The sequence below is a fragment of the Bacteroides sp. 214 genome (assembly GCF_010501015.1).
Classification (GTDB): Bacteria; Bacteroidota; Bacteroidia; order Bacteroidales; family Bacteroidaceae; genus Bacteroides.
In genome coordinates this window covers 322766-335589 of record NZ_QVML01000002.1, presented here as the reverse complement: position 1 = coordinate 335589, position 12824 = coordinate 322766, and the positions used below count along the sequence as shown (strand labels likewise).

Below are 12824 nucleotides of genomic sequence, written 5' to 3'. Positions count from 1 at the left end.
TTATCTCTTTACAACCAACGCAGTACCCATGCCACCACCAATACAGAGCGATGCCAATCCATAGCTCTTATTGGTGCGGAGCATATCGTGAATCATAGAAACCACAATACGGTTGCCCGAAGCGCCAATAGGATGTCCTAACGCTAATGCGCCACCATTGATATTTGCCTTTTCGTGAATCCATGCTTCGCTTACACCGTGATCTTGAGAGAGTTGTTTAATAACCCCAAGCGATTGCGCAGCAAAGGCTTCGTTGAGTTCTATAATATCCATTTCTCCTAATTTCAACGCAGCTTTATTAAGTGCCTTAGCAATAGCAGGAACAGGTCCCATTCCCATAACACTTGGATCTACACCTGCTTGTGCTACGGTAATGATTTCTACCATAGGAGTGATACCCAGTTTCTGAACCATCTCTTCGGAAGCCACAAGCACGAAGCTGGCTCCATCATTAATACCCGATGCATTGCCTGCTGTTACTGTTCCATCTTTCTTAAAAGCAGGTTTGAGTTTACCTAATTTCTCTACTGTTGTTTCGCGATTAGGGAACTCATCTACCTCAAAGGTAATAGTCCCTTTTCGTGTTTCGATAACTACTGGCACTATTTCGTTCTGAAAACGACCTGCATCAATAGCTGCAATCGTTTTTTGTTGGGAGGCGTAAGCAAAAGCATCCTGCTGTTCACGGGTAATGCTATATTGTTCAGCTACATTCTCGGCAGTTATTCCCATGTGCAATCCGCTGAAGGCATCGGTTAAACCATCGTACACCATGTGATCTACCGAAATGATATTACCCATTTTCTGTCCACCACGCACACTGCCGGGAGTTACAAAACCCGCACCCGACATTGATTCGGTTCCTCCCGCCAATATCAAGTTGGCTTCGCCCGCCTTAATACTGTTGTATGCCATCATGATGCTTTTCATACCACTACCGCAAATCATATTTACACCGTAGGCAGGCACCTCTTGCGGAATACCGGCTTTGATAGCCGCCTGACGGGCAACTCCTTGCTTCAATCCGGCACAAAGTACATTCCCCACAATAACTTCATCGAGCATGGCGGGGTCTATCTTACTCTCGCTAATAATATCTTTCATAACCGTGGCAGCCAAGTCTACGGCAGGAACATTCGCTATTGTTCCCAAAAACTTGCCAATTGCCGTTCTTTTAGCAGCGATAATATATACTTTCATACGTTGAGTTTTTAGTATTTAAGATTTTAAGCTTTTCAGTTTCTCTATAAGCAGGGGAATGATTTGTTTTACATCACCTACAATCCCCAAGTCGGCAGCCTGGAAGATAGGAGCAAATTTATCTTTGTTAATGGCAATGATAAATTCCGACTCTTCCATACCTGCAAGGTGCTGAATAGCGCCCGATATACCCAAAGCAAAATAAACATCGGGACGCACCGTTTTGCCTGTTTGTCCCACTTGCCTGTCATGCGACATAACGCCTGCGTCTACCATTGCTCTGGAAGAAGACACCTCTGCATTAATCGTTTTAGCAAAGTCACGAAGCATCTCAAATCCTTCGCTATTACCTACTCCACGTCCACCGGACACGAGGATATTCGCCTCGGTTATATCCACCAGTTGCTTCTCTTCTTTAACTGTTTTCACCAGTCGTACCTTAAACTTAGAGCTGTCGAACGTTATCTTCACTTGTTTGACATCGCCCTTTCTGTGTGTATCACGCACACCAATACGCATAACTCCCGGTCGAACGGTAGACATCTGCGGACGATGCTCCTTACACAAAATCGTAGCCATGAGATTTCCTCCAAAAGCCGGACGAGTCATCATTAAGTCGCGATCTTCGGAAATGGCAAGTGCAGTACAGTCGGCTGTAAGACCTGTGCCTAACCGTGCTGACACACGCGGCCCTAAGTCACGACCAATGGTAGTTGCACCAATAAGTAAAATACTTGGGTGGTATTCCTTTACTAATTGACAAACAGCCTGCGCATAGGGTTCTGTAATATACTCTTTCAGTTCGGGAGCATCCACACACAGCACTGTATCCGCGCCAAAGTAAACACACTCAATTGCTTTATCAGCTATTTTGTCTCCAAGAAGTATTGCATAAACTTTTTCATTCAGTGTGTCTGCCAACTCCCGTGCTTTGGTCAATAGTTCAAACGCTACGTTCTGAATCATCCCTTCACGCTGTTCTATGAACACATATACACCTTTATACATTGATTTATCCATAATGAAGCGCTTTAAATGATGAATTTTTCTTTCAGGTTATTGATGATGATATCTACAGCCTCGGCAGGTGTTACTTCAAATGTTTGTCCGGCCGCTTTGAGCCCCTTGCTGAAAGATTTTGCTACACGGGTAGGTGAGCCATTCAAGCCAAGTTTATCTTCATCCACTTCAATATGGTCATAATTCCACACCTCTATTTCACGATCAAACGCTTCGACAATGCCCCTTACCGACATATAGCGTGCTTTATTCGCACTAGCCAATACAGTAAGTACACATGGGAGTTCTACCTCCAGCTGTTGATATCCCTCTTCTGTAGCTTTGCGAACGGTAAGTAAGTTGTTGCCATTATATTCCACCTGCTCCACATATGTTATCTGCGGCAGGTCAAGGTGTTCTGCCACCTGTGGCCCTACCTGTGCGGTATCTCCATCTATTGCCTGCCTTCCGGTAATAACCAAATCAAACGATAATGCCCGCAATGCTCCGGCTATGGTATTTGAGGTAGCCAATGTGTCGGCACCTGCAAACTTTCTGTCACTAAGTAGGATAGCACGATCGGCACCCATGGCAAACGCTTCTCTAAGGATAGCATCGGCTTGCATCGGTCCCATAGTTAACACAGTTACGTGCGCACCGAATTTATCTTTCAACTGTAGGGCGAGTTCGAGTCCCCCTTTATCGTCGGGGTTCATGATGCTTGGTACACCTTCTCTTATCAAAGTTCCCTTCACCGGGTCGAGTTTTATTTCAGTGGTATCGGGCACTTGCTTTATGCAAACGACTATTTTCATATTCCTTCCTATTTTAACAATTTAGCAGCAATAACCATACGCTGTACTTCCGAAGTACCTTCGTAAATCTCCGTAATCTTCGCGTCACGCATCATGCGCTCCACCGGATATTCGCGGGTATAGCCATATCCTCCATGAAATTGCACCGCTTTGGTAGTAACCTCCATTGCGGTTTCGGCTGCAAAGAGTTTCGCCATAGCCGCATCGGCAGAGTAGTCTTGTTTCATATCTTTTTTGTAGGCTGCCGAACGAACCAATAAGCGTGCTGCTTGTATCTTTGTTTCAAGATCCGCCAATTGGAACTGTGTATTCTGAAACTGTCCGATAGCTTTTCCGAACTGCTTACGCTCCTTCACATATTTCACTGTTTCGTCGAGCGCACCTTGCGCAATGCCTAAAGCTTGTGCAGCAATTCCAATACGCCCACCATCGAGCGTTTTCATGGCAATACCAAAACCTTTACCTTCTTTACCCAATAAGTTCTCGGCAGGAACTATACAGTTTTCAAAAATAAGTTCGCTGGTTGCAGAACCGCGAATACCCATCTTCTTTTCTTTCTTACCAATAGAGAACCCCGGGAAGCTTTTCTCTACAATAAAAGCAGAGATGCCGCGTGTGCCTTGTGACTTATCTGTCATTGCCATAACTATGTACAGCTCGGCGGGACCCGCATTTGTAATAAATATCTTTGACCCATTGAGAATATAGTTATCACCATCTCTAACAGCAATGGTTTGTTGCGCCGAAGCATCCGTACCGGCATTGGGCTCGGTCAATCCAAAAGCGCCAAGCCATTCGCCCGAGGCAATCTTTGTAAGGTATTTTGCCTTTTGTTCGGGAGTACCATGTTCAAATAGCGGAGCACCACACAAAGAAGTATGTGCGGATACAACCACGCCTGTAGTGGCACATACACGCGAAAGCTCTTCCACAGCCATTGCATAAAGTACGTTATCTCCGCCGGCACCATTGTAGTCGGTAGGAATAGGAATACCTAAGAGCCCCAGTTTCGCCATCTTTTCGACAGTTTCTTGGGGGAATCGTTCCTGTTCATCCACTTCAGCAGCAAGAGGCTTAACTTCTTTTTCGGCAAACTCCCGTATCATTTGCAGAAAAAGGAGTTGTTGAGGGGTTGGGGTAAAATTCATATTTTGGTGGTTTTAATTTATTATCAACTTCGCCTCCGTAGCCGCTTGCACTTGTTCTACTGTAAACTCAGGATGTACTTCTTTCAGCAACAAGCCTTCAGGAGTTACTTCAATCACGCACATTTCGGTTATAATGAGATTTACTTGTCCGGCAGCTGTGAGAGGAAGCGTACACTCTTTCAATATCTTAAAAGCTCCTTTCGCGGTATGCTCCATGGCCAGGATTACTTTTTTGGCACCAATAAGCAAGTCCATTGCGCCACCCATACCGGGTGCTCTTTTCCCAGGAATAATCCAATTCGCCAGATTTCCTTTCTCGTCTACCTGAAGTGCACCAAGTACAGTAACATCTACATGTCCACCACGAATGACACCAAACGAAGTAGCACTATCAAAGCTAGCCGCACCTGTATTCATGGTGATAAAACCACCACCCGCGTCAATCAATTCCGGGTCTTCACTGCCAACCGCAGGAGAAGCCCCCATGCCAAGTAAACCATTTTCGGATTGGAGAATAACATGTACACCATCCGGGAGATAATTAGGAATGAGAGTTGGCAAACCAATTCCGAGATTTACCACATCGCCGTCTTTCAATTCCTTAGCCGCTCTTCGAGCTATGGTTTCCCTTATTTCATTTTTATCCATGCTATTTAGATTTAATGTTTGTAATTCAAGTTATAAATTCAAGCGTCTGTCCATTTCTTGTGCTATAAAAGAACCGACATCGTCCGCATAACTATTCATGCCGAATCCTGCATCATAGCCAAGCTCTTTAGCAAGCTCGTGTGATATACGCGGACCACCACAAGCTAAGATTATTTTATCACGCAATCCTTCCGCTTCCAGCATTTCCACCAGTTCGGTGAGGTTCTGTATATGTACATCCTTTTGCGTTACGGTTTGAGAAACAAGTAACGCGTCGGCTTTCAGTTCAATGGCTTTAGCTATAAAGTCTTCGTTAAGCACTTGGCTACCGAGATTATGCGCCTCGAACATTTCATAGCGCTCTAACCCGTAATGTCCGGCAAAGCCTTTCATATTCATAATGGCATCAATACCTACAGTATGAGCATCTGTTCCTGTGCTTGCTCCTATTACCACAATAGGGCGACCAATATGTTGTTTGATAAACTCATCTGTCTCGTTCATACCCCACCGGGTAGCTTCCACCTTCGGCACATAAATGGAACTATAATCTACCGTATGAGTACAGCTTCCGTAGCAATTGAAAAAAGTAAAACCTTCTGTCAGCTCTTTCATGTACACTACCTGGGGGTTGTCAAATCCCATTTTCTTCATCAGGAGTTTGGCAGCCTCTATGGCTTCGTCTCCCGCAGGCACCGGAAGCGTAAAACTCAATTGCGTTTTACCATCGTTCATTGTATCGCCATAAGGCTTTATTTTTTTCAAGTCTAACGTTTGGTCAAACTCGTTCTTATGGGTACTATATAATCCTCCACTCATTGTTGTATGGTATTATTTCGTTAACATGCGTTCTACAAAAGGGTTATAGTAATTATTCCCTTTTTCTATTACTCCACTCAGTCCTTTACCACCGTTCTTCGGTCGTTTAATATCTGCAAAGATTCCTTTTTCCAAAGCGGTAAACAGTCCCTCAGCTTCTATTTTTTCTAATAGGTCTATTGCTTTATCAAGCACTAATTGAGCTCGTTTTTGGATTATTCCGTCTTTTTTGAATTCCATTTCATCACCTATATCTTTCATGTTTTTAAAGATATATCGTGCATTCTCAATGGAGAGATACCTATCCGACATAAACGGTGTGTGTATCGCTTCGGTAGGCATACCCAGCAACTGAATACCTTGCGAAGTCCATATGCCAATCATATTAAATAAGGCATCCTGTACATGTCCACGGAAAATGTTTCCGGTCATAAATTTGGTAGGAGGCATGTATTTCAGAGGTGCTTTAGGAAAGATTTCACGTGTCATTTGTGCCTGCGCCAATTCTAAAATGAAGCCATTCTCCAAATCGGGATCCATTTCAAAGGCATGACCTAATCCCATTTGTTCTTCGGGTAGCCCTGCCATAAGAGCAAGTTGCTCATTGATAAAATCAGAAGCCAATACCGTATGCGCTTGTTCCACCGCATCGGCAGTAGTGAGGTAATTATCCTCGCCAGTATTGATGATAACACCTGCATAGCCGTTGATAACGCGCGACATGAATTGATCTACCAACGTACGTTTCATATTAATATCGCGGAAAAGAATACCATAAAGGGCATCATTGAGCATTACATCCAAGCCTTCTAATGCACCCATCGCCGCTATTTCGGGCATACAAAGCCCAGAACAATAGTTACAAAGACGAATATAGCGCCCTACCTCCTCGCCTATTTCATCCAAGGCTTGGCGCATAATACGGAAATTCTCTTGTGTAGCATAGGTACCGCCAAATCCCTCTGTGGTAGCACCATAAGGAACATAATCCAGCAAACTTTGTCCCGTAGTACGGATTACCGCAATTACATCTGCTCCTTGACGGGCGGCTGCTTGTGCCTGAACAACATCTTCGTAAATATTTCCGGTAGCCACTATCACATAAAGGTAGGGTTTGTTTCCTTCGCCAATGGTATCTAAATAGTGGTTTCTTTTCGCCTTACGGTTATCAATATGAGTAATGCTGGCATCTACGTAGCATTGCAAGGCTTGCTCTATTTCTGATGTTTCATGAATAGGAAGTTTAACAATATTCAGCCGTCCACTTGTTACATCTTCGGCTATTTGTTGGGGTGACAATCCGGTTTCGGCAATAGCATTCCCTAAATAAAAGAGGATACCTTCCGAAAGTACATTCTGGTCTTTCAATTCATCAATGAGTATGTTAGGAAGTGGCACACCATTTTCATCAACTCCATCTATACCCAGCAAGCGGCACAACGTTCTTTCTACCGCTACAGTGGTGTAGTTATCTACAAATCTCTGCACTTCACTTGCTATCTTTTTAGATACTTTTTTGGCTTTCGCCACTTTGTCAAAATCAAGACCCAATTTGCTATGTTGCATTGTTATGATTCTTTTTATTTATTGTATAAATAATATTCTGCTTTCTTTAGTACTTCTAAATCCACACCCAGCACCCGGGCTATTTTTAGTGCTTCGTGAGGCACTGTATCACCCGATTCGTATACTAACCGATAATCTATATACTTATCAATGTTATCAACCGTCAGTTGGGCGCTGTCATATCCCTCTAACAAACCTTTTACTCGAAACCGGCGACAGGAAGCAGTTACGGTATAGTGTGTAGTAAGTAATGCTAACACATTGTATTCTTTCAATATTTCTAATACTGCGTTTACAATAGCTCTTCCTTCAGAAGGATTGGTGCTTCGCGCCAATTCATCAATAAGCACAAGTATGTTTTCTCTATTCTTCGCCTTTTCTATAATCCTGTTTATCTTTATCATCTCGGCAGCAAACGAAGAGAGTCCGCTCAATTCATTCTGATCATCGCCCATACAGATGAGTATCTCGTCTACCGTAGTAAGCGACGCCAACCCTGCCGGAACAAAGAAGCCAAACTGAAATAAAGCCTGCGCCAACGCTACGGTTTTTAATATGACCGATTTCCCCGTCATATTTGCTCCGGTAATCAACGTTCCTCCCCTTTCTACCGTTACATCTATCGGTTGATATTCTTTTTGCTGCATGTGCAATGCTGCTTCTATCTCTGGATTGAACAAATCTTCATAGCTTAAGTTACCAGTGGTTGAAAGATGCGGTTTACTTAATCGCATTTCGGTAGCTTGACGTGCTTTGGCTATCAGAATATCGAGTTCGGCTATCATCAACAGAGTACGCGAAATTATTTGGTGATACTCATATAACTTGGTCGATAGTTCTTTGCGAATTGTATCTTCAACATCAATGCTTCGTTGATAATCACGTTCATACGCCTCAGTAGCATCTTTAGACTCTTTCATCACTTTCAGCTGCCTCCTGAGTTCAGCGAGTTCCATTGAGTATGAATCATATATGTAGAAGTTCGCAATGCGTTTTTTGTCGGGGTCGAGTATATTTATCACCGCTTCCAACGAAGGGATGGGTACAACTGTTATATTCTTTTCAGCGAGGATAATATGTATTTCACGGCACAACAAAGCAAATGTTTTGATTTCAAACAATTCGATATCATCCAGCACATCTCTATTTTTAAGCCGTTTGAGCGTGCCACGAATATCCTTTGCCTGTTTCAGTTTAATACGCGTTTTGGAAAGAGCAGTTTTATAATCAGGTGTAAGTAACAGAAATATGAATATTTCCACCTTGTCGAGTATCTCCATTATCTCGTCAGTACTGTGCATAAACTTGGTTTCGTAAAGCACACGCCTTGCCAATCCGGATTGAATATCCAGCTTATCAACCACATAACGCAGTCCGTTTATCTCTCGTATAGCATTCTTCAACAACATAGTTAATTTAGATTTTCGGGCATCCGCCTAACGTCATACACTGGTACCTGAAGTTTCTCTTGCAAGACCTCTTTCAAAGCGTCGGAGTTCAACACAAATCCATCGGGCGAAGCAGGATTTATACACACCGCCAAGAGTTTGTTTTTAAGCAACACTTTGATTGTTCCACCTTTACGCAGATATGCATAATATGACTCCATAGAGACGAATATCCGCGTAAAATCTTTTACTATCAACACAATATTTTCAATCTGTTCCTGTACCCGAAGGAACTGCAGAAAACTATCAGTTATAATCCCTGCCACATACAGGGTGTTGCCATATTTGAATATTTTATCTTTGTACTTATCCAGCATCAAAATAGAGGGTATGCGCAGATTCTTTACTTTCCCTTTTTCATCAATTGCCCACACACCCGAGTCCACTTTGGAGAGTTTCTTATAAATATTCTCGTCTACCGCATTTAATTTTATCAATTCGTACATAAAGGCGGTTTTACGCACCAGTTCCGGAATGTTGCGCGAAACGACCGCTCCTGTAGCCAATACCATAGCATCAGTTACCACCGGAGAGGCAATACTTGTACGCGATATTGCTCCATCTACAATGACTGTATCCACCCGAAACTTCTTCATCTCACGAATAATCTCCTTTAGCGACTCGGTATCCGCAGGTCCGGAAAGAAGTACCTTACCCGAGGTTATGGCACGAGCCGTAATCAACCTGCCCAAGGATGTTTGAATACCATTCACTTCCAACACTTCAGCAATCAATCGCTTGGCTTTATAGTGTTTCTCCGAAGTAACGAAAATCATTCCTTCATATATCTCAATTTCGGGCTTGGCGGTATAAGAGACCAAGTCCTGACTCTCTCCGTCAAGCCCAATTGAGGTTACTGCCAGTTGCCTGCCCTTTCCTTGAAGCTGCTTCAGGATATAGTTCATGCATTCGGTTTTACCCGCATTCTTTGCCATCCCTACAATAGAGATGCTACTATACCCTAGTATGTCGTCAATAAAGGACATATTGCACTGTTTTTATTAATGATGATTTCGTTTATTGCGTGACAGCTCTTTGGGCTCAATCGCTAATTTCTGCCCACTGAGCAATGCTGCTACACCTTCGTCATCTTCGTTTTTCAAACAATCGGCACACTGACAATTTGGTAAGTAGTCAATGGGCTCTGTATAGGTCGTTACCACCCCTTCATAGTTACGCAACACCACTTTGCCCGGTGCCTGCGAAATTAGATAGGTAGGCATTACAGGAATCTTTCCTCCTCCACCGGGAGCATCTACAACAAAAGTAGGGACAGCCAGTCCAGAGGTATGTCCTCGTAAATTCTCAAGAATCTCGATACCTTTGGATACAGAAGTTCTGAAATGCTCAATACCGGTGGTAAGGTCGCACTGATATATATAGTACGGGCGCACGCGTATCTTCATTAGATTACGTACCAACTGCGTCATGATATGTACACAGTCGTTTACACCACGTAACAATACCGACTGATTACCCAGCGGAATTCCCGCATCGAGCAATCGTTCGCACGCCAACCTCGATTCTTTTGTTATTTCATTAGAATGGTTGAAGTGTGTATTTACCCAAATAGGATGATATTTCTTCAGCATAGCAACCAGTTCGGGCGTAATGCGTTGTGGTAGCACTACCGGTGCACGCGTGCCAATACGAATAATCTCTACATGTGGTATCGCTCTTAACTGCTGAATAATATATTCCAATTGCTTGTCGGATACCAACAACGCGTCACCACCCGAAAGAAGCACATCACGCACTTGCGGAGTATTGGCTATGTATTCAATACATTTATCTATACGTTCTTTGGGCATCGCAGCATCGTGCTGACCGGCAAAACGACGGCGGGTGCAATGTCTACAATACATAGAACATTGGTCGGTTATCAAGAATAACACCCTGTCCGGATAACGATGTGTCAATCCCGGAATGGGCGAATCGTTATCTTCGTGCAGAGGGTCGTCCAAGTCTGCCGACGATTTATGCAATTCATGTATAGTCGGTACCGACTGTTTACGTATCGGACAGTTGGGGTTATCGTTATCTATTAAGCTAAGGTAATAAGGCGTAATAGCCATTCGGATGGTCTTTAGAGATTCCAGAATGGCCTCCTCCTCACCAGCAGTCAGGGTTATGTACTTTTTTAGTTCATCCACCGTTTCTATCCGGTTTCTTACCTGCCATTTCCAGTCGTTCCACTGTTCGTCGGTTACTTCCGGAAAGAGTAGTTTTCGCTTACTTTCGTACATCTTCTAGGCGTATAATTCGGTGAATATCTCGCGCAATTTATCCGACTCGCGCAATAATTGCAGGGTTATTTCGGCATGTCCGCGAGTGTAGCCATTGCCCACAATCATGGTTACATCGCTTCCTACTCCTTCGGCACCAAGAGCTGCTTTGGTAAAACTGGTAGCCATAGAGAAGAAATACACCACGCCCGAATCCTTGGTACACAAGATACTGGTCATTTCAGTATCGGTAATATTTACATTATTGATAGTTACATCGCAAAGCCGTCCGCCGGTCAACTCTTCTATTTTCTCAAGAACCGGAACCGGTTGAGTAGCATCGGCAGCAAATACATAGTCGCAGAAACCTAACTTCTTTAGTCGTTCGGTACTCTTAGGGCTATGTGTTAAACCGATAACCTTACCAGTAACACCTGCTCTCTTCTTAGCTTCATAGCAGCACAACATTCCCGATTTTCCACCGGCACCAATAATAAATACGGTATCGCCCGGTTTAACCAGTTTAGCTGTTTGAGCGGGAGCACCGGCTACATCAAGTGCCGAAAGCGCCAATGTTTCGGGAAGATCGGCAGGTATCTTAGCATAAATACCACTCTCAAACAAAATAGCTTTACCATCAATATCCACTTGGTCGATATCCGGACGAATATCCTTTATCTTGTCTATGCGCAGAGGAGTTAATGAAAGTGACACCAAAGTAGCTATTTTATCGCCTACTTTGAGGTCTATTTTACCTTCCAACGCTTCGCCTATTTTCTCTACTGTACCCAGTAGCATACCTCCCGAACCAGTAACAGGGTTACGATGCTTTCCTTGTTTCGCAACAATGCCAAGCATAATTTCTGCAATCTTCGCCTTATCACCACCAGCTTGCTCTTCTATTTGTGTAAAGCTCGCCGAATCAATATTCAACGTTTGTACATCAATCAAAATCTCATTATCATAGATTTCGTCCATGTTATTGTCTAACTTGTTGGCGGGTTGCGGCAATACACCCTTGGGTTCGATTACACGGTGAAGACCGTATTTGTTTCCTTTCTTCATGTTGATTTTTGATTTAGTATTTCACCACAGATATTGTCTGTGGAATAAAAACAGGTTATTATTTAATTGGTTTTAATCCTAAGATTTCTCTTGTTTCAGCAGGAGTAGCTATTTCTCGTCCCAGCTCTTTAGCCATCCGAACAACTTTTTCTACCAGCTCGCCGTTTGATTTTGCCAATACTCCTTTGGAGAGATAAACATTATCTTCAAAACCTACACGTACATGACCGCCATCGACAATAGCAGCCATCGCTAACGAAAATTCATAACGTCCGATTCCAGCTACCGTGTATGTAGCATCGTGAGGAATACTGCCACGCATAAAAATAAAGTCGCGTAGCTCGCCACCAATACCACCATTCACCCCCATCACAAAGTCAAAGTGCATTGGTTTTTCAATAAAGCCTTTCTTGTGCAGGCGCAACGCCATATCAATCATACTTTTGTCAAAACATTCCAGTTCCGGCTTAATGCCAAGTTCAATCATGCGTTTGCCAAAGTATTTAATGGTATTCTCTGTATTCATAAATACCTCGTCGCCACCAAAATTAAGGGTGCCACAGTCGAGTGTAGCCATTTCGGGTAAGAGTTCGGTAGGTTGCAGGCGCTCATCGTCGGTCATGCCTACTGCACCCCCGGTAGAAGGTTGGATAATAACATCGGGACAAGCGGCTTTAATTGCGTCGATCACTTCTTTAAAGCGTGCTTTATCTTGAGTAGGTGTACCATCATCGTAACGCACATGCAGATGAATGATACTAGCACCTGCATCGTAAGCAGACTTTGCTTCGCGTACACACTCTGCTACCGTATAGGGAACTGCGGGATTGTGCTCTTTCAACACTTCGGCGCCACAAATAGCTGCTGTGATTATTAGTTTTTCCATTTTTT

At 43.5% G+C, this 12824-nt stretch carries 12 protein-coding genes; all 12 read right to left on the bottom strand.

The annotated features are described in order from the left end of the window. From D0T50_RS03075 to D0T50_RS03020, 12 genes are read right to left on the bottom strand one after another with little or no spacing between them, the layout of a single operon-like run. Entirely contained in the window at positions 1-1200 is a 1200-nt protein-coding gene (locus tag D0T50_RS03075) for an acetyl-CoA C-acetyltransferase (RefSeq protein ID WP_163221867.1), read from the bottom strand. An 18-nt stretch (positions 1201-1218) separates the two neighbouring features. Beyond that, on the bottom strand, positions 1219-2220 hold the full coding sequence (locus D0T50_RS03070) for an electron transfer flavoprotein subunit alpha/FixB family protein (protein WP_163221865.1): 1002 nt from the start codon (positions 2218-2220) through the stop codon (positions 1219-1221). Positions 2221-2231: 11 nt separating this feature from the next. After that, positions 2232-3014, bottom strand: a complete 783-nt coding sequence (locus tag D0T50_RS03065) for an electron transfer flavoprotein subunit beta/FixA family protein (protein ID WP_163221863.1) — start codon at positions 3012-3014, stop codon at positions 2232-2234. Between the two features lie 8 nt (positions 3015-3022). Beyond that, positions 3023-4162: an acyl-CoA dehydrogenase gene (locus D0T50_RS03060; RefSeq protein ID WP_163221861.1), complete on the bottom strand. Its 1140-nt coding sequence runs from the start codon at positions 4160-4162 to the stop codon at positions 3023-3025. A gap of 12 nt (positions 4163-4174) precedes the next feature. Then, complete coding sequence (locus D0T50_RS03055; RefSeq protein WP_163221859.1) at positions 4175-4810, bottom strand: 3-oxoacid CoA-transferase subunit B; 636 nt, start codon at positions 4808-4810, stop codon at positions 4175-4177. Positions 4811-4840: 30 nt separating this feature from the next. Next, positions 4841-5629, bottom strand: a complete 789-nt coding sequence (locus D0T50_RS03050) for an OAM dimerization domain-containing protein (protein WP_163221857.1) — start codon at positions 5627-5629, stop codon at positions 4841-4843. Between the two features lie 12 nt (positions 5630-5641). Continuing rightward, positions 5642-7195, bottom strand: coding sequence for a lysine 5,6-aminomutase subunit alpha (locus tag D0T50_RS03045; RefSeq protein WP_163221855.1), 1554 nt, complete (start codon positions 7193-7195; stop codon positions 5642-5644). A gap of 14 nt (positions 7196-7209) precedes the next feature. Next, positions 7210-8604: a DNA mismatch repair protein MutS gene (locus tag D0T50_RS03040; protein ID WP_203558172.1), complete on the bottom strand. Its 1395-nt coding sequence runs from the start codon at positions 8602-8604 to the stop codon at positions 7210-7212. 2 nt (positions 8605-8606) lie between these two features. Further along, positions 8607-9629, bottom strand: a complete 1023-nt coding sequence (locus D0T50_RS03035; RefSeq protein ID WP_163221853.1) for a hypothetical protein — start codon at positions 9627-9629, stop codon at positions 8607-8609. Between the two features lie 15 nt (positions 9630-9644). After that, a complete protein-coding gene (gene ablA, locus D0T50_RS03030) occupies positions 9645-10889 on the bottom strand; it encodes a lysine 2,3-aminomutase (RefSeq protein WP_163221851.1) in 1245 nt (414 codons plus the stop codon). A 3-nt stretch (positions 10890-10892) separates the two neighbouring features. Continuing rightward, on the bottom strand, positions 10893-11933 hold the full coding sequence (locus D0T50_RS03025; protein WP_163221849.1) for a zinc-binding dehydrogenase: 1041 nt from the start codon (positions 11931-11933) through the stop codon (positions 10893-10895). 58 nt (positions 11934-11991) lie between these two features. Next, entirely contained in the window at positions 11992-12819 is an 828-nt protein-coding gene (locus D0T50_RS03020; RefSeq protein WP_163221847.1) for a 3-keto-5-aminohexanoate cleavage protein, read from the bottom strand. Positions 12820-12824: the final 5 nt, after the last annotated feature.

What these genes read in the sequence shown, in the direction of transcription:
- D0T50_RS03075 (WP_163221867.1), bottom strand. Translation starts at nt 1,200, where the DNA reads ATGAAAGTATATATTATCGCTGCTAAAAGAACGGCAATTGGCAAGTTT.
- D0T50_RS03070 (WP_163221865.1), bottom strand. Translation starts at nt 2,220, where the DNA reads ATGGATAAATCAATGTATAAAGGTGTATATGTGTTCATAGAACAGCGT.
- D0T50_RS03065 (WP_163221863.1), bottom strand. Translation starts at nt 3,014, where the DNA reads ATGAAAATAGTCGTTTGCATAAAGCAAGTGCCCGATACCACTGAAATA.
- D0T50_RS03060 (WP_163221861.1), bottom strand. Translation starts at nt 4,162, where the DNA reads ATGAATTTTACCCCAACCCCTCAACAACTCCTTTTTCTGCAAATGATA.
- D0T50_RS03055 (WP_163221859.1), bottom strand. Translation starts at nt 4,810, where the DNA reads ATGGATAAAAATGAAATAAGGGAAACCATAGCTCGAAGAGCGGCTAAG.
- D0T50_RS03050 (WP_163221857.1), bottom strand. Translation starts at nt 5,629, where the DNA reads ATGAGTGGAGGATTATATAGTACCCATAAGAACGAGTTTGACCAAACG.
- D0T50_RS03045 (WP_163221855.1), bottom strand. Translation starts at nt 7,195, where the DNA reads ATGCAACATAGCAAATTGGGTCTTGATTTTGACAAAGTGGCGAAAGCC.
- D0T50_RS03040 (WP_203558172.1), bottom strand. Translation starts at nt 8,604, where the DNA reads ATGTTGTTGAAGAATGCTATACGAGAGATAAACGGACTGCGTTATGTG.
- D0T50_RS03035 (WP_163221853.1), bottom strand. Translation starts at nt 9,629, where the DNA reads ATGTCCTTTATTGACGACATACTAGGGTATAGTAGCATCTCTATTGTA.
- ablA (WP_163221851.1), bottom strand. Translation starts at nt 10,889, where the DNA reads ATGTACGAAAGTAAGCGAAAACTACTCTTTCCGGAAGTAACCGACGAA.
- D0T50_RS03025 (WP_163221849.1), bottom strand. Translation starts at nt 11,933, where the DNA reads ATGAAGAAAGGAAACAAATACGGTCTTCACCGTGTAATCGAACCCAAG.
- D0T50_RS03020 (WP_163221847.1), bottom strand. Translation starts at nt 12,819, where the DNA reads ATGGAAAAACTAATAATCACAGCAGCTATTTGTGGCGCCGAAGTGTTG.